Source organism: Limnohabitans sp. 2KL-51, assembly GCF_003063645.1.
Lineage (GTDB): Bacteria > Pseudomonadota > Gammaproteobacteria > Burkholderiales > Burkholderiaceae_C > Limnohabitans_A.
Map to the genome: position 1 here is coordinate 42,661 of NZ_NESJ01000022.1, position 24,259 is coordinate 66,919.

At 61.0% G+C, this 24,259-nt stretch carries 26 protein-coding genes; 14 read left to right on the plus strand and 12 right to left on the minus strand.

Annotation, left to right across the window (positions count from 1 at the left end; genetic code table 11):
* The first annotated feature begins 124 nt into the window (after window positions 1-124).
* The 5 genes from B9Z49_RS18725 (at window position 125) to B9Z49_RS18740 (ending at window position 5,407) form a co-directional block, all read left to right on the plus strand.
* Window positions 125-967 carry an enoyl-CoA hydratase/isomerase family protein gene (locus B9Z49_RS18725; protein WP_108354962.1) on the plus strand — a complete coding sequence of 281 codons (843 nt, stop codon included), beginning with the start codon at window positions 125-127 and terminating at the stop codon, window positions 965-967.
* Between the two features lie 66 nt (window positions 968-1,033).
* Window positions 1,034-2,080, plus strand: coding sequence for a zinc-dependent alcohol dehydrogenase family protein (locus B9Z49_RS18730; protein ID WP_108354963.1), 1,047 nt, complete (start codon window positions 1,034-1,036; stop codon window positions 2,078-2,080).
* 77 nt (window positions 2,081-2,157) lie between these two features.
* The gene (locus B9Z49_RS21855; protein ID WP_158273543.1) at window positions 2,158-2,295 is read left to right on the plus strand and encodes a hypothetical protein; all 138 of its coding nucleotides are present in this window, start codon (window positions 2,158-2,160) and stop codon (window positions 2,293-2,295) included.
* Window positions 2,296-2,358: 63 nt separating this feature from the next.
* Window positions 2,359-4,428: an ATP-dependent DNA helicase RecG gene (gene recG / locus B9Z49_RS18735; protein ID WP_108354964.1), complete on the plus strand. Its 2,070-nt coding sequence runs from the start codon at window positions 2,359-2,361 to the stop codon at window positions 4,426-4,428.
* A 16-nt stretch (window positions 4,429-4,444) separates the two neighbouring features.
* Window positions 4,445-5,407: a hydrogen peroxide-inducible genes activator gene (locus B9Z49_RS18740; protein ID WP_108354965.1), complete on the plus strand. Its 963-nt coding sequence runs from the start codon at window positions 4,445-4,447 to the stop codon at window positions 5,405-5,407.
* Here B9Z49_RS18740 and B9Z49_RS18745 read toward each other — a convergent pair.
* Genes B9Z49_RS18745 through nthA form a run of 4 tightly spaced genes read right to left on the minus strand, consistent with a single transcriptional unit; the run spans window position 5,368 to window position 7,983 of the window.
* Window positions 5,368-6,225, minus strand: a complete 858-nt coding sequence (locus tag B9Z49_RS18745) for a DMT family transporter (protein ID WP_108354966.1) — start codon at window positions 6,223-6,225, stop codon at window positions 5,368-5,370. The genes B9Z49_RS18740 and B9Z49_RS18745 overlap by 40 nt on opposite strands.
* A 17-nt stretch (window positions 6,226-6,242) precedes the next feature.
* A complete protein-coding gene (locus B9Z49_RS18750; protein ID WP_233254712.1) occupies window positions 6,243-6,644 on the minus strand; it encodes a nitrile hydratase accessory protein in 402 nt (133 codons plus the stop codon).
* An 11-nt stretch (window positions 6,645-6,655) separates the two neighbouring features.
* Window positions 6,656-7,333: a nitrile hydratase subunit beta gene (gene nthB, locus B9Z49_RS18755; protein ID WP_108354967.1), complete on the minus strand. Its 678-nt coding sequence runs from the start codon at window positions 7,331-7,333 to the stop codon at window positions 6,656-6,658.
* Window positions 7,330-7,983 (minus strand): nitrile hydratase subunit alpha, encoded by a 654-nt coding sequence (nthA, locus tag B9Z49_RS18760; RefSeq protein ID WP_108354968.1) that lies wholly within the window; start codon window positions 7,981-7,983, stop codon window positions 7,330-7,332. Before nthA ends, nthB begins: the two co-directional genes overlap by 4 nt.
* 173 nt (window positions 7,984-8,156) lie before the next feature.
* Between nthA and yajC the strand changes: the two genes are divergently transcribed.
* The 3 genes from yajC (at window position 8,157) to secF (ending at window position 11,403) form a co-directional block, all read left to right on the plus strand.
* On the plus strand, window positions 8,157-8,489 hold the full coding sequence (gene yajC / locus B9Z49_RS18765) for a preprotein translocase subunit YajC (RefSeq protein WP_108354969.1): 333 nt from the start codon (window positions 8,157-8,159) through the stop codon (window positions 8,487-8,489).
* A 70-nt stretch (window positions 8,490-8,559) separates the two neighbouring features.
* Entirely contained in the window at window positions 8,560-10,440 is a 1,881-nt protein-coding gene (gene secD / locus B9Z49_RS18770) for a protein translocase subunit SecD (RefSeq protein WP_108354970.1), read from the plus strand.
* 12 nt (window positions 10,441-10,452) lie between these two features.
* Entirely contained in the window at window positions 10,453-11,403 is a 951-nt protein-coding gene (secF, locus tag B9Z49_RS18775) for a protein translocase subunit SecF (RefSeq protein ID WP_108354971.1), read from the plus strand.
* Between the two features lie 6 nt (window positions 11,404-11,409).
* On the opposite strand, the gene B9Z49_RS18780 is transcribed toward secF, so the two are convergent.
* Together B9Z49_RS18780 and B9Z49_RS18785 are read right to left on the minus strand one after the other, a co-directional pair.
* Window positions 11,410-11,871 carry a DUF3717 domain-containing protein gene (locus B9Z49_RS18780; RefSeq protein ID WP_108354972.1) on the minus strand — a complete coding sequence of 154 codons (462 nt, stop codon included), beginning with the start codon at window positions 11,869-11,871 and terminating at the stop codon, window positions 11,410-11,412.
* A gap of 83 nt (window positions 11,872-11,954) precedes the next feature.
* A complete protein-coding gene (locus B9Z49_RS18785; protein ID WP_369913782.1) occupies window positions 11,955-13,541 on the minus strand; it encodes a M48 family metalloprotease in 1,587 nt (528 codons plus the stop codon).
* Between the two features lie 80 nt (window positions 13,542-13,621).
* On the opposite strand from B9Z49_RS18785, the gene moaC reads away from it, so the two are divergent.
* Together moaC and B9Z49_RS18795 are read left to right on the plus strand one after the other, a co-directional pair.
* Window positions 13,622-14,113 carry a cyclic pyranopterin monophosphate synthase MoaC gene (moaC, locus tag B9Z49_RS18790; RefSeq protein ID WP_108354973.1) on the plus strand — a complete coding sequence of 164 codons (492 nt, stop codon included), beginning with the start codon at window positions 13,622-13,624 and terminating at the stop codon, window positions 14,111-14,113.
* Between the two features lie 40 nt (window positions 14,114-14,153).
* Window positions 14,154-15,548: a sensor histidine kinase gene (locus tag B9Z49_RS18795; RefSeq protein ID WP_158273544.1), complete on the plus strand. Its 1,395-nt coding sequence runs from the start codon at window positions 14,154-14,156 to the stop codon at window positions 15,546-15,548.
* 30 nt (window positions 15,549-15,578) lie between these two features.
* Here B9Z49_RS18795 and recX read toward each other — a convergent pair whose 3' ends face one another.
* On the minus strand, window positions 15,579-16,037 hold the full coding sequence (gene recX, locus B9Z49_RS18800; RefSeq protein ID WP_108354975.1) for a recombination regulator RecX: 459 nt from the start codon (window positions 16,035-16,037) through the stop codon (window positions 15,579-15,581).
* A 24-nt stretch (window positions 16,038-16,061) separates the two neighbouring features.
* Window positions 16,062-17,099: a recombinase RecA gene (gene recA, locus B9Z49_RS18805; protein ID WP_108354976.1), complete on the minus strand. Its 1,038-nt coding sequence runs from the start codon at window positions 17,097-17,099 to the stop codon at window positions 16,062-16,064.
* Between the two features lie 141 nt (window positions 17,100-17,240).
* Between recA and B9Z49_RS18810 the strand changes: the two genes are divergently transcribed.
* The 3 genes from B9Z49_RS18810 to B9Z49_RS18820 all read left to right on the plus strand — a co-directional run bounded on the left by B9Z49_RS18810 (window position 17,241) and on the right by B9Z49_RS18820 (window position 20,039).
* The gene (locus tag B9Z49_RS18810; RefSeq protein ID WP_108354977.1) at window positions 17,241-17,744 is read left to right on the plus strand and encodes a MarR family winged helix-turn-helix transcriptional regulator; all 504 of its coding nucleotides are present in this window, start codon (window positions 17,241-17,243) and stop codon (window positions 17,742-17,744) included.
* A gap of 118 nt (window positions 17,745-17,862) precedes the next feature.
* The gene (locus B9Z49_RS18815) at window positions 17,863-18,537 is read left to right on the plus strand and encodes a response regulator transcription factor (protein WP_108354978.1); all 675 of its coding nucleotides are present in this window, start codon (window positions 17,863-17,865) and stop codon (window positions 18,535-18,537) included.
* 56 nt (window positions 18,538-18,593) lie between these two features.
* Window positions 18,594-20,039 carry a sensor histidine kinase gene (locus tag B9Z49_RS18820; RefSeq protein WP_108354988.1) on the plus strand — a complete coding sequence of 482 codons (1,446 nt, stop codon included), beginning with the start codon at window positions 18,594-18,596 and terminating at the stop codon, window positions 20,037-20,039.
* A gap of 221 nt (window positions 20,040-20,260) precedes the next feature.
* Here the strand turns inward: B9Z49_RS18820 and B9Z49_RS18825 are convergent, their stop codons facing one another.
* The 4 genes from B9Z49_RS18825 to B9Z49_RS18840 form a co-directional block, all read right to left on the minus strand.
* A complete protein-coding gene (locus tag B9Z49_RS18825; protein ID WP_108354979.1) occupies window positions 20,261-20,920 on the minus strand; it encodes a glutathione S-transferase family protein in 660 nt (219 codons plus the stop codon).
* 24 nt (window positions 20,921-20,944) lie between these two features.
* Window positions 20,945-21,256 (minus strand): hypothetical protein, encoded by a 312-nt coding sequence (locus B9Z49_RS18830; RefSeq protein WP_108354980.1) that lies wholly within the window; start codon window positions 21,254-21,256, stop codon window positions 20,945-20,947.
* A 14-nt stretch (window positions 21,257-21,270) separates the two neighbouring features.
* A complete protein-coding gene (locus tag B9Z49_RS18835) occupies window positions 21,271-22,032 on the minus strand; it encodes a biotin--[acetyl-CoA-carboxylase] ligase (protein ID WP_108354981.1) in 762 nt (253 codons plus the stop codon).
* Between the two features lie 79 nt (window positions 22,033-22,111).
* A complete protein-coding gene (locus B9Z49_RS18840; protein ID WP_108354982.1) occupies window positions 22,112-22,816 on the minus strand; it encodes an SET domain-containing protein in 705 nt (234 codons plus the stop codon).
* Window positions 22,817-22,911: 95 nt separating this feature from the next.
* On the opposite strand from B9Z49_RS18840, the gene B9Z49_RS18845 reads away from it, so the two are divergent.
* Window positions 22,912-24,259 (plus strand): DNA topoisomerase (locus B9Z49_RS18845; protein ID WP_233254713.1); only part of this gene is annotated, 1,348 nt, incomplete at its 3' end.

The window sequence follows — 24,259 nt, forward strand, 5'->3', positions numbered from 1 at the left end:
CTTAGCAGAATGACATCAACCAAACAAGTGGTTGGTTGGCAGTTTTCCGCAAACATTTTGTGCCGCCATCAGCCCCCTTGCCAAGACTTTTTGAATCACCGTTGAAACCGACTGGAGCACCCGCATGCAAACCTCTCAAGCAGACTGGACAGGCTCACGCCTGTCCTTGACCCGACAAGGCACCACTGCCGTCGTTCGTCTTTTCAACCCACCTCACGGTTGCATGGACGAGGCGATGGAGTCCGAACTGATGCAAGCGCTGGACACGCTGGAGAATTGGAAAGATGGGCGCGTGGTGGTGATCACAGGCGCAGAGCCCGGCATGTTCGTTCGGCATTACGACGTGGCCATCCTTCAAAAACGATCCAAGGCCATGCTTGAACGCGGCAAATCGTTTTCAATGGAGCGCCCTGTCCCGAAAAGCGTCATTCACCACTGCATTGAGCGCATCGAAAACAGCCCCTTGATTTTCATTGCAGCCCTCAACGGGACCACCATGGGCGGTGGCTTTGAACTGGCACTGGGGTGCGACATTCGACTGGCACAAAACGGCAACCACCAACTGGGACTGCCCGAGCTGAATTTGGGCTTGCTGCCTGGCGCTGGTGGCACACAGGCCATGGCCTCGCTGATCGGGACAGGCCCCGCACTTTTCAATCTGCTGACCGCCAAGGTTTTCAGCCCCCAAGAGCTGCTTTCGGCGGGATTGGTCTCATCGTGCACCGATGACGTGATGGCAGAAGCCATGCGACTTGCAGGCCAAATAGAGGCCGTCCCCTTCAGAGCCTGTGCCAACATCAAAAAACTGGTCAGGAACGCACCACGCTGGAGCCACGATGAAGGCATGGCAGCAGAACGCACCCTTTTTTGCGACTGTATGGTCGACCCCACGGCACAACCCCTGATGGACGATGTGGTCAGCGGAAAGCGAACGATTGCAGAGCCACCAGCGCCCCTCAAGCCCTGAAGCCGCCTTGGCAACCTCTTACCGCTGCAGCATCGACTCTAAAACCCGATAGAAAACCCTCAAACCATGCGTCACCCTTCGCCAGAAACACCCCTGCCCCGTGCCGTTGAGGTCATCAGCACATCGCCGGGCAGACCGCTGGCAGAGCGCATTCGGATTCGCGAGAATGATCGCGCGCCCCTTGCGCCAACGGAAGTCCGCATTGGCATGTTGGTCATGAATATTCTCCCGGCAGACCTGCTGCAAATGAATCAGCAGTATGGCCATCAACCCGAGCTGCCCTATGTGCCGGGACATGAGGGGGTGGCAGTCGTGCTGGAAACAGGGAACGAAGTTGCGGACTTGAAAACGGGTGAACGGGTGCTGCCCATTGGCGTATTCGGTGTCTGGTCCGATGAACTGGTGGTGCAAAGGCGCTCACTGGTCCCGGTGCCATCCGATGCCCCTGTGCTGCAGCAAGCCATGCTCGTCGCCAACCCGGCAACGGCTTGGGTGCTCCTGCAGCATCAAGTCAGCATCCAGCCCGGTCAATGGGTCATTCAAAATGCCGCCAATTCAGCCGTGGGCCAATGCACTCGGCAGCTGGCATCTCACTTGGGCATCCAGCTGATCAATGTGGTGCGCAGGCCTGAGGCGGTGGCGTCGGACGAAGGCGGTCACTGGTTGGTCGATGACGGCCAAGACCCTGATGCACTCCAGCACAGCGTGCGCCAAATCACCCAGGGCGAACCCGTCGTGCTGGGCCTGGACGCGATTGGTGGCAAAGCCTCTCAGGCATTGGCCGCCAGCTTGAGCCCACAAGGCCGCTTGGTTCACTATGGCCTGCTGAGCGGTGAGCCCTGCAGCATCTCTGCGCACGACCTGATTTTTCGGAATATCCATGTCCAAGGCTTCTGGCTGGCCAACTGGTTCAGCAACCCCGACAACCGCCAAAAGGCCAAGACCGTTTACCCCGCCTTGATGGCATTGGCCGCGCAAAACGTGCTGCGCATGAGCGTGGAAAAAGTTTATGAATTGAGCGACATCCATGCAGCGATTACCCACTCGGCACAAGCCGGGAGACAAGGCAAAGTGCTCTTGAAGGGGGTTCATTTTCAGAGTGAGCAGGTCTAGCCAGTTGGTCGATGGCTTGACCGTCCGCAATCCTGAAAACCACCAAATGGCGGCCTTTTCAGCCAACCGAACTAACCATGCCGGACTCTTTGGACAGTGCTCACTTTGGCAGCAATGCCCTGCAAGTGATCGCGCAAGCCTTGCTTGGTGTTGCCACCAAATTAACATTGACCATGAAAATCGATCATGTGATGAGGGATTTTCATGGTCTTTAAATATAGAAACTCCCCCCGCCAGGAGCAGGTGTCAAACCGGGTCACACACGGCACAATCAGGCCATGCCCGACAAAGCCCACTCGCCTGCCGCCAAAACGCTCAGCGCTCCGCAAAAGGCGCTGATCAAGCTCGGCCTCAAGCGCGACATTGATCTGGCGCTGCACCTGCCGCTGCGTTACGAGGACGAGACGCGCATCGTCAAGCTGCGCGATGCGCGTGAGGGTGATACCGCGCAGATCGAGGCCACGGTCACGGCGTGCGAGATCACCCAGCGCCCACGCAGGCAGCTGCTGGTGACGGTGGATGACGGATCGGACACCTGCGTGATGCGGTTTTTCAGCTTTTACCCCTCGCACCAGAAGGCGCTGGCGGTGGGCAACCGCATTCGGGCGCGGGGCGAGGTCAAGGGCGGCTTCATGGGGCTGACCATGATGCACCCGACGTTCAAGGCGGCGGGTGGCAACCTGGCCGAGGCGCTGACACCGGTGTACCCGACCGTGGCGGGCTTGGCGCAGGCGTATTTGCGCCGCGCCGTGATCATCGGTTTGAACCATGCCGACTTGAGCGAGACCCTGCCCCCGGGCATTGCTTGGCCCGACCCGCGTGGGGCCTGGTCGCTGCGCGATGCGCTGCAGTTTTTGCACCACCCCACGCCCGATGTGTCGCTGGCCGCTTTGGAGGACCGCAGCCACCCGGCTTGGGTTCGCCTGAAGTGCGAGGAGTTGTTGGCACAGCAGTTGTCGCAACTCACGGCCAAGCGCGAGCGCGATTTGTTGCGCGCCCCAGCCTTGCAGCTCAAGGACCAAGGTTTGCATGGCCAGCTGTTGGCCGCTTTGCCCTTCGCCTTGACGAATGCGCAGCAGCGCGTGGGCCGCGAGATCGCCAAAGACTTGACCCGCAACGTGCCCATGCACCGTTTGCTACAAGGTGATGTGGGCGCAGGCAAAACGGTGGTGGCCGCTTTGGCGGCCATGGTCGCCGTTGAGGCAGGCTGGCAATGCGCCCTGATGGCCCCCACCGAGATTTTGGCGACCCAGCACTTTGCCAAGCTGGTGGGTTGGCTCGAGCCTTTGGGCGTGAAGGTGGCTTGGCTGATTGGCAGCCAAAAGAAAAAAGAGCGCGCCACCATGTTGGCCTTGATCGAGTCGGGCGAAGCGGCGTTGGTGGTGGGCACGCATGCGGTGATTCAAGAGCACGTCAAGTTCAAGTGCTTGGGGCTGGCGGTCATTGACGAGCAGCACCGTTTTGGTGTGGCCCAGCGCCTGGCCTTGCGCGGCAAGATGCAGGCAGAGGGCATGGAGCCGCACATGCTGATGATGACGGCCACGCCGATTCCGCGCACGCTGGCCATGAGCTATTACGCGGATCTGGATGTGTCGGTGATTGACGAGCTACCACCCGGGCGCACGCCCATCGTGACCCGCGTGGTGTCTGACCACCGCCGCCACGAAGTGGTGTCACGCATTGGGGCGCAGTTGCAAGAAGGGCGGCAGGTGTATTGGGTCTGCCCCTTGATTGAAGAAAGCGAAGCGCTGGACCTGACCAACGCCACCGAGACCCACGCCGACCTGAGCGAGGCCTTGCCAGGCGTGATGGTGGGCCTGCTGCACTCGCGCATGCCTGTGGCTGAGAAAAAGGCAGTGATGGAGCTCTTCACCGCAGGCGTGATGGGTGTGCTGGTCAGCACCACGGTGATCGAGGTGGGGGTGGATGTGCCCAATGCCTCGCTGATGGTGATCGAGCATGCCGAGCGCTTTGGCCTGAGCCAGCTGCACCAGTTGCGTGGCCGGGTGGGCCGGGGTGCGGCGGCGTCGGCCTGTGTGTTGCTGTACGGCACGCCCGAGGGCGGACGCCTGAGCGAGACCGCACGCGAGCGCTTGCGGGCCATGGTGGAGACGAATGACGGCTTTGAAATCGCTAGGCGCGATTTGGAGATTCGGGGGCCAGGTGAATTTTTGGGGGCGCGGCAGTCGGGTGCGCCTTTGCTGCGCTTTGCCGACCTGGAGACCGATGGGCATTTGTTGGACTGGGCGCGGGCGCTGGCCCCCTTGATGCTGGACCGACACGCAGGCTTGGCCGAGCGCCACATAGGCCGTTGGCTGGGCGGAAAATCCGAATACCTCAAGGCTTGATGTTCAAATACAAACCATGACCCTGACCGAACTCAAATACATCGTGGCCGTGGCCCGAGAAAAGCATTTTGGCAAAGCCGCCGAGGCCTGCTTTGTGTCTCAGCCCACGCTGTCGCTGGCCATCAAAAAGCTCGAAGAAGAGCTGGACATGAAGATTTTTGAACGCAGCGCCAGTGAAGTGTCCGTCACCGCTTTGGGCGAAGAGATCGTGCGCCAGGCGCAAAGCGTGCTGGAGCAGGCCGCCGAGATCAAGGAAATCGCCAAGCGCGGCAAAGACCCACTGTTGGGCACGATGCGGCTGGGCGTCATCTACACCATCGGGCCGTATTTGCTGCCCGATCTGGTGCGCCAGATCATCACCGACCTGCCGCAAATGCCGCTGATGCTGCAAGAGAACTTCACCGTGCGCCTGCTGGAAATGCTGCGCACGGGCGAGCTCGATTGCGCCATCCTGGCCGAGCCTTTCCCCGAGTCGGGCCTGGCGATTGCGCCGCTGTACGACGAGACCTTCATGGCCGCCCTGCCGCTGAACCACCCGCTGGCCAAAGAGGCTTTCATCACCCCCGATCAGCTCAAAAACGAGACCATGCTGCTGCTGGGCGCAGGGCATTGCTTTCGCGACCATGTGCTGGAGGTGTGCCCCGAATTTGCGCGCTACGCCAGCCAGACCGATGGCATTCGCAAGACGTTTGAAGGTTCGTCGCTGGAGACCATCAAGCACATGGTGGCCGCAGGCATGGGCGTGACGCTGGTGCCGCGCATGTCGGTGCCCGACCTCAAGCCGGTGCACAAGCGCTCGGGCGGGCGACACGAATCGCCCGTGCGCTATTTGCCCATCGTCGACCCGGCGGGCGGCAAGCCACCCACGCGCCGTGTGGTGCTGGCCTGGCGGCGTAGCTACACCCGCTACGAAGCCATTGCCGCCGTGCGCAACGCCATTTATGCCTGCCCGCTGCCGGGTGTGACCCGCCTGTCCTGACCCGCCGACCAGGCCGTGCCCATGGAGGCGGCCATCACCAGCGCAATGGCCAGCCCTTGCAGCAGCGTCAGGTGCTCGGACAGCACCAGCCATCCCGCCAGCGCACCCACGGCAGGCTCCAGGCTGAGCAAAATGCTGAAGGTGTTTTTGGGCAGGTGGTTGAGCGAAAACATCTCGAGCGCGTAGGGGATGGCGCTTGACAGCAAGGCCACCGCCAGCCCCGCAACCAACAAGCGGGGGTCGAGCAAGGCGGTACCCGCATGAAAAATACCCACTGGGGCCACCACCAAAGCCGCCGCCAGCATGCCCATGGGCGTGGCCATGGCCCCGTAGCGCAGCGCCACGCGCTGACCAAACACGATGTAAAGCGCCCAACAAACGCCCGCCGCGAAGGCGAAAAACATGCCCAAGGGGTCAAGCGCTGTGGCTGCATCGCCCCCGGGCAAAGGCAGCAGCAGCGCCAGGCCCGCGATGGCCAGTGTCACCCAGAGCCAGTCGCTGGCTTTTTTAGAGGTCCAGACGGCCACGCTCAGCGGGCCAATGAACTCGATGGTGATCGCCACGCCAAAGGGGATGGTCTTGATGGCGCTGTAAAACAGCAGGTTCATCACGCCCAGCGTGACGCCGTAGAGGCCCAGGGGCAGCGCATCGGCCCACACCCACTTGCGCCGCCAGGGCCGGAACACGGCCATCAGCATCAGCATGGCAAAAATGATGCGGTAAGCGGTGGTGCCCTCAGCGCCCAAAGCAGGAAACAGGCTTTTGGCAAACGAGGTGCCGACCGCCAAGGACACCAGGCTGACCAACAAGGCCAGCATGGCCCACAAACGCAGGTTCAAACGGCGCCTCTTTCTGCGACATCCAGCACGATGGGCTGGCCATGAGGCGTGCGTTCGGCGGCGTCGGCCCAGGCGTGTTCCAAATCGTGGATTTCATCGGGCGTGCCCAGTTGGCGCTCGATCACCAGTTGCTCCAGTGCGTTGAGCCAGTGGGTGTAGTAAAGGCTGCCGTCGCTGGCTTCGCCGCGCGTTTGGCCAGCACGGATTTCGTGGGTCAGGGCGGTGGCCCATTCGGGCCAGGTGAAGACGCCTTTTTCGTGCAACTGCAAGGTCATGGCAAAGGCGTGGGCTTGCCAAGGTTCTTCAAACACGGCGCCGTTGTTGGCCGTAGCGGGCATGGGAAAGCCGTCGCCGCAGGCGCGGGCCAGGTCGTTCAGGTCGTGGATGGCGGTGTTCATGGGGGCGGCAATCAAGATGGGAGCGCTTCCAGATAAGACTCCCAGGCGTCCACGCTCACTTGGTGCCCGGCTTCGGCTTGCGGCCCCCACAGCTCGGTGCCATCAAACACCACGGTGTAGAGGTGCTCGGCCGGGCCATCAAAAGGCGGCAGCATCTGGTTCACATGCTGGTCGGGCAAAACGTGGTTGCCGTGGTGCAGCACCACGGTGCCCACATGGCCACGCACATAGCGGGGCAAACGGGTGTGGCCTTGGGGGTTGAGGTTGAGGGCGCGCACGCGTTGGCCCACAGCAAAGCGCGGGACTTGGGTGCTGGGCCGATCGGTGGGGCTGCCTTTGGCCAGCGCCGCGTCCACTTGGGCGGCTTGCAGCACGCGCACACCGGCCACCGGAGGTGTGATGGGTTGGCCCTGGGCCAACTCCTCAGCCGTGATGAGGCCGCGTTCGATCAGCAGGTTTTGGAGCGCCTTAAGCCAAATGGCGTAGTAAGGGCCTTGCACATAGTCCAGCGGGGGCAAAGATTCGCGGGCCGAGCGAGCCAGGTCAATGTTCCACAGGCCACTGGCGCCCATGGCCACCGTCACGCCTAAAGCGCGGCGCTCCCAATCGCCGTGAAACAGCGGTTCGTTGGCTTCGATGGGCACCGGGCCATAGCCTTGCAGGCCGCCCATGTCGTGCACGCCGTTCATGCGACCTCCTTGGAATTGAACTGTGGGTTCAGGGCCAAGCCGGTGCCGATCATCGCGTCGCGGGTGACCAGGGTCGCCAGTTGTTCTTGGCTCCAGCCTTCGGTGCCTGCGGGTCTTTCGGGCAGCACCAAATAACGCACTTCGGCAGTGGAGTCCCAGACGCGGATGTTTTGACCCTCGGGCAGGGTGACGCCAAAATCGGCCAGCACGGCACGCGGCTCTATCACGGTGCGCGAGCGGTAAGCGGCGCTTTTGTACCAAACCGGGGGCAGGCCCAAAACGGGCCAGGGGTAGCAGCTGCACAGGGTGCAGACCACCATGTTGTGCGTGTCGGGGGTGTTGGGCACGGCCACCATGTGCTCGCCTTGGCGGCCGGTGTAGTCCATGGAGGCGATGGCGGCGGTGGCGTCTTTCAGCAACCAGTCCCGGAAGTCCGGCTCTGCCCAGGCGCGGGCCACGACTTTGGCGCCGTTGTGCGGGCCCACATGCACCTCATAGGTTTCGATGATGCGGTCCACAGCGGCGGGGTCCAGGTAGCCTTTTTGCGTCAACAGGGTTTCCAGAGCGCGCACCCGCAGATCCATCTCGCCCAGGGTGCTGTGCTCGTGGTCATGGTCATGGCCGTGTGGGTGGTTGTGTTCAGCTGGCATGGCGGTCTCCTTGGGGGGGGCTGGCGGGCACTTGAGGGGGCAACTTGAGGGCCTGACCCTGTGCAGACGGGGCTTTTGGAAGTGATCATAGCGCCGCATACAATGGCGGCTTCGCCCGCAGGACGCCCAAGCGTCACCCGCACAACCCGAATTTGACTTTCAGTGGAGTTCCCATGTTCATTTCTTCTGCTTTTGCCCAAACCGCTCCCGCCGCCGCCTCTGGAGGCGACATGCAATCCACCCTGATGAGCATGCTGCCACTGCTGCTGATGTTTGTGGTGCTGTATTTCGTGATGATTCGCCCCCAGATGAAGAAGCAAAAAGAGCACCGCGCCATGATCGACGCGTTGGCCAAGGGCGACGAAGTCGTGACCGCCGGTGGCTTTTTGGGCAAGGTCAGCAAGTTGGGCGACGCTTATGTGGGCGTCGAGCTGGCGACCGGCGTGGAAGTGCAGATGCAGCGCAGCGCCGTGGTGCAAGTGTTACCCAAAGGCACGATGAAGTAATTCTTACGGGTTTTGTCTGCGGGGTCTTGGTGATCAAGGCCCCCTTTTTATATTCTTTACGCGAGTCTTTATGAACCGTTATCCGGTCTGGAAGTACGTGATCCTGGTCGTCGCATTGCTCTTGGGGGTGGTCTACACCCTTCCCAATTTCTTTGGTGAGGCCCCTGCGGTTCAGGTGTCCTCAGCCAAGGCGACCATCAAGGTGGACACGTCCACGCTGCAAAAGGTCGAAGACGCGCTCAAGACAGCAGGCACCACACCCCAAAGCGTGGTGCTCGAAGGCACGTCGATCCGTGCCCGGTTTGAGAACACCGACCAGCAGCTCAAGGCCAAGGACGCGATTCAGAAGGCCTTGATTCCGGACGCGGCTGACCCCAAATTCGTGGTCGCCCTGAACTTGGTCTCGCGCTCCCCTGCTTGGCTGACCGCCTTGCATGCCTCGCCCATGTACCTGGGTCTGGATTTGCGCGGTGGTGTGCATTTCATGCTGCAGGTGGACATGCAGGCCGCGCTGACCCAGCGGATCGAATCGCTGACCGGGGACTTGCGCAGCATGATGCGCGAGAAAGACATTCGCCATGGCGGCATTGCCCGCAATGGCCAGAACATCGAAATCCGCGTGCGCGATGCGCAACAACAAGAAGCCGCCAAGCGCCTGATCACCGACCAGTTTGCCGATCTGCAAACGCGGGAAGTGAGCAATGGCACCGAACTCAGCCTGGTGGTGAGCATCAAGTCCGAAGCCGCTCGCAAAGTGCAAGAGCAGGCACTCAAGCAAAACATCACCACACTGCACAACCGGATCAACGAGCTGGGCGTGGCCGAGCCGGTGATTCAGCAGCAGGGTCTGGACCGCATCGTGGTGCAGTTGCCCGGCGTGCAGGACACGGCCAAGGCGAAAGACATTCTGGGCCGCACTGCGACTCTTGAGGTTCGCATGGTCGACGAAAGCACCGAAGCGCGTGCCGCTGAGCAAGCCGGCGGCCTGGTGCCCTTTGGCACCGAGCGTTATCTGGAGAAAGACGGTCGCCCCTTGATCGTCAAAAAGCAAGTGGTCCTCACGGGTGACAACCTGACCGATGCCCAGCCTGGCTTTGACAGCCAGACGCAGGAACCCGTGGTCAACCTGACGCTGGACGCCAAGGGCGCCCGCATCTTCAAGGATGTGACGCGCGAAAGCGTGGGCAAGCGCATGGCCATCATCTTGTTTGAAAAGGGCAAGGGCGAAGTGGTCACGGCCCCTGTGATCCGCGCCGAGATTGGCGGCGGTCGCGTGCAGATTTCGGGCCGCATGACCACGGCAGAGGCCACCGACACGGCGCTGCTGCTGCGCGCAGGTTCATTGGCCGCACCGATGGAGATCATCGAAGAGCGCACCATTGGCCCGAGCCTGGGTGCCGAAAACATCGCCAAAGGTTTCAACAGCGTGATCTGGGGATTTGTGGTGATCGTGGCCTTTATGGCGATTTATTACGCCATGTTTGGCCTGTTCTCCGGCGTCGCGTTGGGGGTCAATTTGCTGCTTCTGGTGGCTATTTTGTCGATGCTGCAAGCCACGCTGACCCTGCCCGGCATGGCCGCGATGGCGCTGGCTTTGGGCATGGCGATCGACTCGAACGTGCTGATCAACGAGCGTGTGCGGGAAGAGCTGCGCAACGGGGCCAGCCCGCAAGCGGCCATCCATGCAGGATACGACCGCGCCTGGGCCACGATTTTTGACTCCAACATCACCACGCTGATCGCGGGTGTAGCCCTTTTGGCTTTTGGCTCTGGCCCGGTGCGCGGCTTTGCGGTGGTGCACTGCATCGGCATTTTGACCAGCATGTTTTCGGCTGTGCTTTTCTCGCGTGGCCTGGTCAATCTTTGGTATGGCGGCCAAAAGAAACTCAAATCGGTGTCGATCGGCACCGTCTGGCGGCCCGAGGCTGGCACTGCGGTGAAAGCCGACTAAGGGGAAAAGACCATGGAATTGTTCAAAATCAGAAAAGACATCCCGTTCATGCGCCACGCGCTGGTGCTGAACGCGGTGTCCTTCATCACCTTCGCTCTGGCGGTATTTTTCCTGTTCAGCCGGGGCCTGCACCTGTCGGTGGAGTTCACAGGTGGCACTTTGATGGAAGTGAGCTACAGCCAGCCCGCTGACCTGCAGAAGGTGCGTGGCACGGTGGCTACGCTCGGCTTTTCAGAAGTGCAGGTGCAAAACTTCGGTTCGGCACGCGAAGTGTTGATCCGTTTGCCCGCGCAAAAAGGCGTGAGCTCGGCCCAGCAAAGCGAGAAAGTTTTGTCGGCGCTCAAAGCCAATGACCCTGATGTCACGCTGCGCCGCACCGAGTTTGTGGGCCCGCAAGTGGGTGACGAGTTGGTCGAAGATGGCCTCAAAGCACTGGCCTTTGTGGTGGGCGGCATCATGCTGTATTTGGCCATCCGATTCGAGTGGAAGTTCGCCGTTTCGGCCATCATCGCCAACTTGCATGACGTGATCATCATCCTGGGCTTTTTTGCCTTCTTCCAGTGGGAGTTTTCGCTGGCGGTGCTGGCGGCGGTGTTGGCGGTGCTGGGCTACTCGGTCAACGAATCGGTAGTGATTTTTGACCGGATCCGCGAGAACTTCCGCCGTTACCGCAAGATGAACACGGTCGAGATCATCGACAACGCGATCACCTCCACCATCAGCCGCACCATCATCACCCACGGCTCGACCCAGATCATGGTGTTGTCGATGTTGTTTTTTGGCGGCGAAACACTGCACTACTTCGCCATGGCGCTGACGATTGGTATTTGCTTTGGCATTTACTCGTCGGTCTTTGTGGCCGCTGCCATTGCGATGTGGTTGGGCATCCAGCGCGAAGACCTGATCAAGCCGATCAAGAAAGACAACGACCCGAGCGACGAAAACTCGGGCGCGGTGGTTTAAGCCCGGTCAGGGCTTGAGGTCCAGCGGCACCTGCGCATCTGCCGCAGCCTTGGCCCAGCGCCGGTTTTCGGCGGCGCGTTCGGCATAGCGGTTAAAGCGCCAAGAGTTGCCCTCCATGGTAATGCGGTGCCAGATGCCACGTTTTTCACCCGGGGTCATTTCGGTCCACAACTGCACCTCTTCAAAGCTCCGGCCACAGCCTTTGCAGGTTTCGTCGCCCTGGCTGGTGGAGCAAATGGCGATGCAGGGCGTGTCGGGGGTGGTGGCGTACCAGTCCTGCCAGGCCTCGGCCGCTGCCAGGGGCAGGCTGAATTCGTCGGCCAGGTCCTGCTTCGAATACACCATCAGCCCATAGACCTCGGCCAGCGCGCGCAACTCAGGCGGCAGCGACACCCCATCGGGTGAGGGGTTTTTGATGCGCCAGTGGTTGATGGCGGCTTCAATGTCGGTGATGTGGATTCCGGCCATGGTGTGTCTTGTGCAGGGAGCGGCGATCATAGCCCCTGAAGCCATCACCCGTGCCACGTTCAGGGTGATCCAAAACGCTGGGCTCAGCGGGAGGTTGGAAATTGCGCTTGCACTTGACGCCAACGCGCTTGGACTTCTCGCAAACGGGTGTCCACGATCGAGGCTTCGATGTGGTCTGCAGCTTTCAGCTGACTGCGCTTGGCCAACTCCTGCGCTGCCCGAAAGCGATCGAGCGCGCCTTCCCAATCGAGCCGGGCGACTTGGGCCTCGGCCTCGGCACGCAAGCCAGCCAGGTTCTGCCCTTGCGTGAACAGCAAACTGGCCAATAGGTTCCAGGCTTGGGCATCGTGGGGGGCGACAAACACCCGCTGACGAAGTTGCCCGGTGATGTCCGCCAGCAACGCATGCTGGGGCATGCGCTGCACGGCTTGCGCAGCAGCCATCAGCTCTGGGCGCGCCAGTTCGGGCAGCGCACCACCGGGCAGCAAGTGCTGCAGCGCGGCTTCAAAGCGGTCTTGCTTCATGGCCACTTCGGACGACAGCAAGCTCAGCCAGCGCCCCGCCGACAGCGCCAGGGGTGAGGCAGAGGTCTGAAGGCTTGACAAGTCTGTGGGTACTGACTTTTTCACCAATTCCCGCAGCGCCTGCAGACTGCGCTCGGCAGCGGCGATGTTTCTTTGCTGCAAATAGGCCAGCGTGCCGGCATAGAGCTTGCCCGCCCGTTGGGCAGGGCCTTCCTGTGGCGAGGGCTGCTCGGCCTCCTGGGTCCACGCCTTGAGCGCGTCAGGGGTGTTTTGCGACAAGACCCGCGCCCGCGCCGACATCAGGGCTTGGGCCATGTCGGGGGCGGGTACAGCGGCGGGCGTGTTCAGCTGCTGGCGGGCCTGCATGTCAGCGATGCGCTCGCTGGTCAAAGGGTGGCTGCGCAGGTAGGGGAAAGCGCCGTTGTCGTTCAGGCCCGCAGCTTGTTGCAGCTTGCCAAACATGCCCACAAAACCCCGGGGGTCGTAGCCCGCATCGACGAGGATGCCGTAACCCACGCGATCGGCCTCGCGCTCCATGTCGCGCGAATAGCTCAGCTGCGACTGAATGGCCGCAGCCTGACCGCCCACGATCAAGGCCTGGGCGCTTTGCGGGTTTTTGCTGGCGGCCAAGGCGCCCAAAATCATGGCCCCAATCAGCAAGGGCGTAGAGCGGGCCTGTTCACTCATGCCGCGCGCAATGTGGCGCTGGCTGACGTGGCTCAATTCGTGTGCCAGCACCGAGGCCAGCTCATCGTGCGAGCCCACCACCGCGATCAGGCCCAGGTGCACCCCGAGGTAGCCGCCCGGCAAGGCAAAGGCATTGACCGAGCGGTCTCGCCCCAACAAAATGCGCCAAGCAAAACGCTCTTGCAACTCGGGCGACAACTCTCCCCGAGCCGCCGCAGCCCGGATCAGCGGGGCCCACAACAGCTGGATGTACTCATCGAGCACGGGGTCTTCCAGGTAATCGGGGTCGCGGTAGAGTTCGCGGGCGATGCGGTCACCCAGCTGCCGCTCCGCCCCCAGCGAGATGCCCTCGCCGTCGCCCAGCCCCGGCAAACCTGTGGTTTGAGCGCGCGCTGCGGGGTTGACCAGTGCAGCGGCAACCACAAATGGTAAAAAATGGTGTCGGAATATGTGTTTCAAAGCGGCTCCAGCCCTTCTCTAGCCCCGTATGATGCCCGCATCTTGTCAATTTTCTGTAAACCCTTTTTGCCCGTCTTGCCATGAGCTCCTCTAACGACGCCCTGACCCACTTCGATGCCCAAGGCCAAGCCCACATGGTGGATGTCGGCCACAAGGCCAGCACGCGGCGTGTGGCGGTGGCCACCGGCAGCATCGTGATGCTGGCTTCCACCTTGGCACTGATTGAGTCGGGCACGGCCAAAAAAGGCGATGTGCTGGGCATTGCCCGCATCGCGGGCATTCAAGGCGCCAAAAAAACCAGCGACCTGATTCCCTTGTGTCACCCCATTGGTCTGACGCGGGTCGCGGTCGAGTTTGAAGTCTTGTCGGCCTCATGCCGTGTGGTGTGCACCGCCACCGCCGAAGTGAACGGCCAAACAGGCGTTGAAATGGAAGCCCTCACCGCCGTGCAAGTGGCGCTGCTCACCATTTACGACATGTGCAAAGCCGTGGACCGGGGCATGACCATCACCGATGTGAAGTTGCTGGAAAAGCATGGCGGCAAATCGGGGAGCTTTGTGGCGTCCAGCTGATCGCCCATTGCACGCCACAAACAAAGACGAATCAAAACGCATGAACGCACTGCACCTTCCCACAGCTTATGTCATTGCAGGCGTTTTGTATCTGATCATGCCCTTGACCGTGTGGCAGATGCTGCGCAAGCAAGGCGTGGCCAGCAACACGCTGTGGTGCCTGGGCGGCATGGCCTTCGGGCTGAGCCTGGTGTTGCTGGGTTTGCGCAATCAATTGCCCGAGGCCCTGACCTACTACACAGCCATCTGGCTGCTGCTGCTGGGCCCCCTGCTGCGATCGGCTGCCTTGCGCATTGAACTGCACCGCCCAGTGCGTCTGGTCTGGGTGTTGCTGGGGTCTGTGCTTTTCATGGCCGTCTATGTTTTTTTTCACGCCATCCTGAACAACGCCGACCTGCGGTTTTTATGGGCCTCCTTTGTTGCATCGGCGGCTTTCATGTGGTTGGCCTGGCTGGCCAGAACCATTCACTTGCGCGATCGCAGCATCGGCTCACAGTGGATTTTTGTTTTTTACATGGCCATTGGCGTGCTTTTGGCTTTGCGCGTGCCGGTGGTTGTGCTCACTCACGGCACGCCCACGGCAATGACGCAAGACCCTGTGTCGGTGTTACTGATTTTTTTAGGTGTGACGAGCGCCGTCGTGAGCAACGTCGGCTTCTTGGGCATGTTCATTGAACGCATGAACCGCAAAGCCCTGGAGTCGGTCAAAATACAGGCGCGCCAGGAAGAGATGGCTCGACTGAGCGATCAAATCGCCCAACTCGACCGCCGCCGCAGTGTCGGTGAGATTGCAGCGTCTTTGGCCCACGAACTGAGCCAACCCCTGACCAACATTTACCTGATTTCCGATCGACTGGAGTTGGAGCTGAAAATACGCAGCGACTCTTCGCTCGACATGTATTTCGCTGACCTGAACCGCAACGCCCAAAGTGCGGGCAATATCCTGGGGCGCATCCGCAGCTTCATAAGGTCCAAGGACATCGAGTTGGAACGCATTGAAATCGCTCAAGCCATCGCGGATGTGAACGCTTTGATCCGCGACTTGGCCTACAACGAGTCGGTCGACATCCAGGTGTCTCTGCCCCCGCAAACTCTGGCCGTGCGTGCCGACACCGTGCAGCTGTCACAAATATTCTTGAACGTCATACGCAACGCCATTCAGGCCACCCACGGCCAAGCCCAACGCCAACTGCATATTCAGGTTTGGCGAGAAGAGAACACGGCACACATCAGCTTCACAGACAACGGCCCTGGCCTGCCGCCCGAAACAAGTGAACGGGTGGGCAGCGCGTTTTTCAGCACCAAACCCGATGGCCTGGGGGTAGGCTTGTCCATTTCCAAATCGATTGCCCTACTCCATGGCGGAAGTTTGAGCATTGGAAACAGCCCAAGCGCTGGAGCGGTCGTGCACTTGCAATTACCCGCGCTGGATTGACGTCCAGACGAATGCTGGCGCGCCCGCTGTTCAATCGGCCTCGTCTACGCCCTGAACCACCTGCCGCACGACCTCGGCACTAAAGCCGCGTGCGAGCAAAAAGCGCATGTGTTTGGCGCGGGTCTGGGGGTCCGTCGGCAGGCTGTCAAATTTCTTGCGCCACACTTCCTGGGCTCGGCTCAACTCGGTGTCTTTCAGGCCCGCCAGCGCCTCGGTCACCGCCTCGCCTGACAGACCCTTGAGGGCCAACTCTTGTTTGATGCGGGCACTGCCGAGCTTGCTCGCGCGGCGGTTGACCAGTGAGTCAACCGCCCGCCCATCGTTGATGAAGTCTCTCGCTTGCAAGTCATCGAGCGCTTTGGCCAGTTCGCCGGGCACCTCTTCGTGTTGTGCCAGTTTGCGTTCCAGTTCGGTGCGGGAGTGCTCGCGCTGGCTCAAAAGCCGCAGGGCGCGGCCTTTGAGCGAGGGTTGGAAACCGGGCTTGTTCAAGCTTTGTCTCCTGACGATGGCCTTTCATTCGCCTTTGGGTGTGGCAATCGCCGATTCGAGCATCCGGATGCCCAGCGATTCGCGGACCTTGTTTTCGATTTCGCGGGCCAATGCCGGGTTCTCGCGTAAAAACTCGCGGGCGTTGTCACGGCCTTGGCCAATTTTTTCGCCTTGGTAGGCGTACCAAGCGCCCGACTTGTCGACGATTTTGGCGGTGACGCCCATGTCAATCACCTCACCTTCGCGGCTGATGCCCTCACCAAACAGAATGTCGAACTCGGCCGTCTTGAAGGGCGGGGCGACTTTGTTCTTGACCACTTTGACTTTGGTCTCGTTGCCGATGGCATCGTCGCCCTTTTTGATGGTGCCGGTGCGGCGGATGTCCAGACGAACCGAAGCGTAGAACTTGAGCGCGTTGCCGCCGGTGGTGGTTTCGGGGCTGCCGAACATGACGCCGATCTTCATGCGGATCTGGTTGATGAAGATGACCGTGCAGTTGGTTTTTTTGATGGTAGCGGTCAGCTTGCGCAGGGCCTGGCTCATCAAACGGGCTTGCAGGCCGGGCAGGCTGTCGCCCATGTCGCCTTCGATTTCGGCCTTGGGCGTGAGCGCAGCCACCGAGTCAATGACGACCAAGTCGACCGCGCCGGAACGCACCAGGCTGTCCACGATTTCAAGGGCTTGTTCGCCGGTGTCGGGCTGGCTGACCAGCAGCTCTTGCAAGTTGACGCCCAGGTTTTGGGCATATTGAATGTCCAAGGCGTGTTCAGCGTCCACAAAGGCGCAGGTGCCGCCCAGGCGCTGCATTTCGGAGATAACTTGCAGGGTCAGGGTGGTTTTGCCGGAAGACTCGGGGCCATAAATTTCGATCACACGGCCACGGGGCAAACCACCCACGCCTAATGCGATGTCCAGGCCCAAAGAGCCGGTCGAGACCACCTGAATGTCAGCGATCACTTCGCCTTCACCCAGGCGCATGATGGTGCCTTTGCCGAATTGTTTTTCAATCTGGGCCAGGGCGGCTTGCAGGGCTTTGGACTTTTCGCTGTTGTCGTCGCTCATGGGAATCTCCTTGAATATCAATGGGTTGGGGCACCTGGCTCAGCAGTGATGTGCTGTTTACTGGATGTGTGAACAGTACTGTAAACGAGCTGTATAAAACTGTAAACAGTATTTTTGGTCAGTTTGCCTTATCATTTGGGTATGCCAAAAAACACCGATTTAAACCGCCTGAGCCCTCCCTTTTTGCAGGATGACCGCTGGCGAGAAACCCATCTGGGACGCTTGCTGGGCCACGCCATGCGGCGCTTTGACGAACGCGTGCTGCACCTGATGGCGGGCAACGAGGGCGTGCCACTGGCGCTGGCCAACTTGGCCGCGCGTGACCAAGTCAGCGCCGCGCATGTGCACATCACGCGTCATCTGGCGTTGGAAGGCTCGCGCCTGACTGACTTGGCCCGTGCAGCGGGCATGAGCAAACAGGCCATGGGGGACTTGGTGGACCAGTGCGACGCCTGGGGCTTGGTGCGGCGCGAAGCGGACCCGTTGGACGCCCGTGCCCGGCGTGTGGTGTTCACGCCGGTCGGCCTGGCTTGGTTGCAAGCCTTCAAGGACGCGGTGGCCCAGACCGAGGCTGAGTTCCGCGAAGCGGTGGGCAAAGATGTCGCCACCGTGGTGGCTCTGGGGCTAGAGGCCTATGCCCATTGAGGCGAAGACCGCGTTCAGCGGGGCGCAAGGTACAAACCTGACACTAAAATGAAGCCGTCGGCACAGGCAGCTGCGAAAGACGGTGCCGCACCGGCAGCCACAACAACAGGAGACAGCCATGCGCATTCTGATAGCCGAAGACGATCAAGTGCTTGCTGACGGTTTGTTGCGCACTTTGCGCAGCGCAGGCGCTGCAGTGGACCACGTAGCCAGTGGCAGCGAAGCCGATGCAGCCATGATGACCAACAGTGAATTCGATTTGCTGATTTTGGACTTGGGCTTGCCCAAAATGCATGGTCTCGAGGTGCTCAAGCGGCTGCGCGCTCGCGGCTCGACTCTGCCGGTCTTGATCCTCACCGCCGCCGACAGTGTCGAAGAACGCGTCAAAGGCCTGGACTACGGGGCTGACGATTACATGGCCAAACCCTTCAGCCTGCACGAGCTTGAAGCCCGTGTGCGCGCGCTCACCCGCCGTGGCATGGGTGGAGCCACCTCGCAGATCAAACACGGCCCGTTGGTGTACGACCAGTCCGGTCGCGTGGCCACCATCGACGGCAAGATGGTCGAGCTGTCGGCCCGTGAGTTGGGCCTGCTGGAGGTATTGCTGCAACGCGCAGGCCGGTTGGTCAGCAAAGACCAATTGGTCGAGCGCCTGTGCGAGTGGGGCGAAGAGGTCAGCAACAATGCGATCGAGGTGTACATCCATCGCTTGCGCAAGAAAATCGAAAAAGGTCCGATCCGCATCGCCACGGTGCGCGGTCTGGGTTACTGCCTCGAAAAAATCCCGGGCTAAGGTCTGGGCTCCCGCACGCATCAAGCCCTGAAACCATGAAATCCAAGGGCTGGAACATGCGGGTCTTCAAGCGCGAGCAACGCTCGCTGTTTGGCGAAATCCTCGACTGGATGCTGACACCGCTGCTCTTGCTGTGGCCCATCAGTCTGGCGCTGACCTGGTTGGTGGCGCAAGGACTGGCCAACAAACCCTTCGACCGGGCCCTGGTCTACAACGTGCAAGCCCTGGCCCAACAGGTCCGCATGGGGCCCGATCAACAGGTGCAGTTCAGCCTGCCGCAACCGGCCAGCGAACTGCTGCGCGCCGACGAAACCGATCTGGTGTACTACCAAGTGCTGGGCGGCCGGGGCGAGCATCTGAGCGGCGACCGCGACCTGCCATTGCCCAAACCCAACCAGGTCAAAGGCACCAGTTACCAAGTGCACATTCGGGACGACGAAATCCGGGGTCTGGAAGTGCGCGTGGCCTACACCTGGATCCGGCTGGACGCCAAGGGCACACCACCGGCCCTGGTGCAAGTGGCCGAGACACTCGAAAAACGCTCGGTGCTGGCCGCTGAAATCATCAAAGGCGTGATGTTGCCCCAGTTTGCCTTGCTGCCGCTGGCGGTGCTTTTGGTCTGGCTTGCCCTGGTGCACGGCATCAAGCCCCTGAAACAACTGGAAGAACGCATCCGTGAGCGCAAACCAGACGATCTGAGCCCACTGGACGACAAAGCGGTGCCGATGGAGGTGGCCCCTCTGGTGGTCTCTGTCAACGATTTGCTGGAGCGCCTAAAAGACTCGATCTCCACGCAAAAACGTTTTTTGGCCGATGCCGCTCACCAACTGAAAACCCCCTTGGCTGGTTTGCGCATGCAGGCCGATTTGGCGCAACGCTCGGGTTCTAGCGAAGAAGACCTGAAAAAGTCACTGCAGCAAATTGGGCGCGCCAGCGTGCAGGCCACGCGCACGGTAAATCAATTGTTGTCGCTGGCCCGGGCAGAGGGCGGCGTCACCCACTTGCCCTTGCAATCGTGCGACATGGCGGCCCTGAGCAGCGATGTGCTGCAAGACTGTCTGGCAAGCGCCATGGACAAGGGGCTGGACCTGGGCTACGAAGGGGTTGCAGTGGGGACACCGGGCGCACAGGTGCAGGGCAATCCCACGCTGCTCAAGGAGATGGTGCGCAACCTGGTGGAAAACGCCATCCACTACACGCCCAGCACACCCGAGCGTCAAGGCGTGATCACGGTGCGGGTGTTGGTCGACCCCTACAGCAAGGCGTTGGTAATGCAGGTCGAAGACAACGGGCCTGGCATACCCTTGCCCGAGCGCGATTTGGTGTTCCAGCCCTTTTACCGCGCCCTGGGCACCAACGTGGACGGCTCCGGTCTGGGTCTGCCCATCGTTAAGGGCATTGCCCAGCAGCACGGTGCAACGGTCAGCATCGACATGGCCCACCCGGGCCAAACCTTGCCCGGTGCGTGCTTTACTTTGCGCTTTATTGATCCGGCCCTGTAAAGTCTTGAACAACATTCAATGGATGGTTTTTTGTAGGAGCCAACCCCTGCGGGTGATGGCTTGCTTTGGCGGTTTGGATGCAATCGCCCACGGGGTGGGCTCCCACAAAGACAAAAAAATCTGCATGGCCAACAAAAACATGGGCCATTCAACCATCTACGGGCGGGGTCAATAGGATGACCTGCGTTAACCGTTGTGAGGGTGAACGCGATGGGTTGGGTTCAGGCGGGTGTGCCCACGTTCAGCTGCAAGCGCTCACGCGCCATCACGCGGGTCACAGCAGGCTCTGCAGCAACCCTTTGAACAAATTCCCACAGGGCGGGATGCGCCTCAGGTGCGATGCCCGCCATGGTGCCCCAGCGGGTGAGCGTGAGGCTGTAGGCATCGAGTGGGCCCAAACGCTCACCGCTCAGCCAGGGCTGGCCTTTGCCGGCGGCGGCTTGAATCAGGCCTTGCAGCTCACCCAGCATGCTGCGAAAGAGCTGTGTGTTGTAAGGCTTGAGGGCGGCCTGCACCTCAGGCTGGTCCGAGAACTTTTGCGGCATGAAGATGTGCGTGAAGGTCGGGTGCACCGTGTTGTTCATCCAGGCCAGGGTGGACAGCGCCTGAGCCCGTGCCATGGGGTCGGTGGGTAAAAAGTTCATCTTCGGAAAAATTTGATCAAGGTGCAGCACGATGGCCAGAATTTGTGTGATCGGCTGACCTGCATTCACCAGCACGGGCACCTGCGCGCGAGGGTTGATGGCTTGGTATTCGGCACTGTTTTGTTCGCCCTTGTGCAGTTTGACCATGCTGGGCTCGAAATCGGCACTACTCATCTCCAGCAACACATGGGGCACAAATGAACAGGCGCCTGGGGCAAAGTAAAGCTTCAAACTCATGGTTTCATCTCCGGGAAAAAAAGATCATCGGGGTGCAGCCTGTGGGGCCGACACGGTGGGTGCGGACAACGCGGGCGCTGGGCTGGCGGCATCCGGGGCGCTGGCATCGGCGGCTGGGGGCAAGGCGTTGGCGTCTGGCAAGGCGGGTGGAGTGGCCGTTACTGAAGCAGGCGGCATGACCTCGAACTTCAGGGCTTCGGGACGCACTTGTTGCTGCAGCCGCTCGGGTTCGCGCTGTGCGTTGGGCCCATGCCCCCAGCGCGCAAAAGCGTCCCATTGCCACGCCAGCACAGCGGCATTGAGCAGCAGCAAAAGCACCAGCCAAAATTTCAACATCTTGCAGTGTCCCGTCAGGTCAAGGGTCGTACGCTGATCTCGGCGCTGTGGATGTCCTGCTCGCCGAGTTCGGTTTGCCATCGTAACGTACCCCCAGGGCCCACCCCCAGCGCCACGCCTTGCTGGTCATCGCTGGCATGCACACGTCGGCCCTTGAGCACATCGCGGGCGTCAAAACGACTTTGCAAAGGGGCAAAACCGCTGACTTCAAAAGCCAGCAAGGTCTGAATCAGGGGCAACGCTAGCCGCGCCAAGCAAGCAGGCGCGGTCAGCTCGGGCAACAACTCGGTGAGGGCCGCTGGCGGTGTGTTCAGCCCCTGTGCGTCGCGCGGCCGAATATTCAGGCCCACGCCCACCACCACCTGGCTGCGGCCGCCCATGCTGGCGGCCTCGACCAGGATACCGCCGAGCTTGCGGTCTTGAAACCACAAATCGTTGGGCCACTTCAGGCCCACATCGGGGTGCAGGCTTTCGGCCAGGCTCAGGCCCACGGCCAAGGACAGGCCAGACCAGTCTTGGGGCGACAGCGGCAGGCTGAGTGAAAAGGTCAATGAGTCGCCCGGCTGGCTTTGCCAGACCCGGCCCATGCGGCCACGCCCAGCGGTTTGGCGTTCGGCCACCAACAAGGTCGGCTCGTGCTGGCCAGCGCGGGTCCGGCGCATGAGCTCACTGTTGCTCGAGTCGATCTCGGGCAACACCTCGACGGTGAAGTCGGGCAACAGGGGGTACACCTGCTCCCAAATCGTTTCAGCGGGCCAAGCGGTGGGCTGGATCATGGGGCATCGTGGTGGGGGCGGTTATGCGCACCGAACGCCAGCGAGGGGCCAACAAGGCCTTTGCAGGCAGCTGCAGCGTCTATTTTTTCTGGCCAGGGGTCTTGTCCGCCTTGGCGGGTTTTGCGGGCTTGGCGGGTTTGGCCGCCTTGGAGGATTTCTTTTTGTCTTTGGCCTTGGCATCGGACTTGTTCTTGCCCTTGGCCTTGGTTTGAACTTTGTCTTTGGCTTTCTCTTTGGCCTTGGCCTTTTTCTGGCTTGGCGTTTTGGGCGTGTCCTTGCGCTCTTTGGGCGAAAGCAGCGTGCCCCGGCAATGGGCGCTGCCGCACCAGCAAGGGTATTCAGCCTTGAGCTTCTTGGTGTAGGGCTCGTCGATGATGAGTCCGTAGTCGTAGTTCAGCTCTTCGCCCGCTTTGATGTTGCGAATGGCCTTGATGAAAATGCGGTCGTTGTCTTCATCGGCTTCGCAGTTGGGATCGCAGCTGTGGTTGATCCATCGCGAGGAGTTGCCGCCGTGCAGCGCATCGATCACCCGGTCTTCGTTCACATGAAAGTAGAAGGTGTGGTTCGGGTCATTGGGGTCGTGCGGGTGGCGGTCTTGCGCCTCGTCCCAGCTGATGACCTCACCCACGTACTCAATCAGGGTCTCGCCTTCGGCCAAGTCTTGCAGGGCAAAAACGCCTTTGCCATGGACGCCGGAGCGGCGAACCTGGATGCGTTTGCCGGAAGCCACCGCAGCAGGTTTGTCGGTGGAGCGGCTGGAGGGGGAAACAGATGTTTTGGCCACGGCGTGAAAAATTTGTTATGGTGAATTCATGTGGGCGTGCGCGTGAGCGCGTGCCCGGGCGCGTGTGCACACGCGAGACAACGGATTGTAATGACATGAAAACCCTGGTAATTGCAGAGAAGCCTTCGGTGGCTCAAGACATCGTCAAAGCCTTGACCCCGACCTCGGGCAAGTTCGAGAAACACGATGACCATTTCGAGAACGACAAATACGTCGTGACCAGCGCGGTGGGGCACCTGGTGGAGATCCAGGCCCCCGAGCAATACGACGTGAAACGTGGCAAGTGGAGCTTTGCCAATTTGCCGGTGATCCCGCCGCACTTTGACCTGAAGCCCGTGGACAAAACCAAGACCCGTCTGAACGCGGTGGTCAAGCAGGCCAAGCGCAAGGACGTGAACGCCCTCATCAACGCCTGTGACGCGGGCCGCGAGGGAGAACTGATCTTCCGCTTGATCGAGCAGTACGCCGGTGGCACCAAGAACCTGGACAAGCCGGTGCAACGCCTGTGGCTGCAGTCGATGACGCCCCAGGCCATCCGCGACGGTTTTGATAACCTGCGCACCAACACACAGATGCAGGGCCTGGCCGATGCCGCCCGCAGCCGGTCTGAAGCCGATTGGCTGGTGGGCATCAACGGCACCCGCGCCATGACCGCGTTCAACTCACGCGACGGCGGCTTCTTCTTGACCACCGTGGGCCGAGTACAGACACCTACCTTGGCCGTGGTGGTCGAGCGCGAAGAGCAGATCCGCAAGTTCATCAGCCGCGATTATTGGGAAATCCATGCCGAGTTCGCTGCCGCCGCAGGCACCTATCCAGGCAAATGGTTCGACCCCAAGTGGCGCAAAGAAGAAGACGCTGAAAAGAAAGCCGACCGGAAATGGACCGCTGCCGAGGCGCAGGCCATCGTGGATGCGGTTCGCGGCAAAACCGCCAGCGTGACCGAAGAATCCACGCCCACCACGCAAGCCAGCCCTGGCCTGTTTGACCTGACCAGTCTGCAGCGCGAGGCCAACGGTAAGTTCGGCTTCTCGGCAAAGACCACACTGGCCTTGGCCCAAAGCCTGTACGAGCGCCACAAGGCCCTGACTTACCCGCGTACCGACTCGCGCCACCTGCCCGAAGACTATGTGCCCGTGGCCAAAGAAACCTTCGAGATGCTGGCCGACAGCGGCATGCGCCACCTGGCCCCGCATGCGCTCACCGCGCTGAACAACAACTACGTGCGCAAAATTCCGCGCGTGTTCGACAACAAAAAGGTCTCGGACCACTTCGCCATCATTCCCACGCTGCAAGCGCCCAGCGGCCTGTCCGAAGCCGAGCAAAAGCTGTATGACCTGGTGGTGCGCCGCTTCATGGCGGTGTTCTTCCCCAGCGCCGAATACCAAGTCACCACCCGCATCAGCGTGGCCTCAGGCCACAGCTTCAAGACCGTGGGCAAGG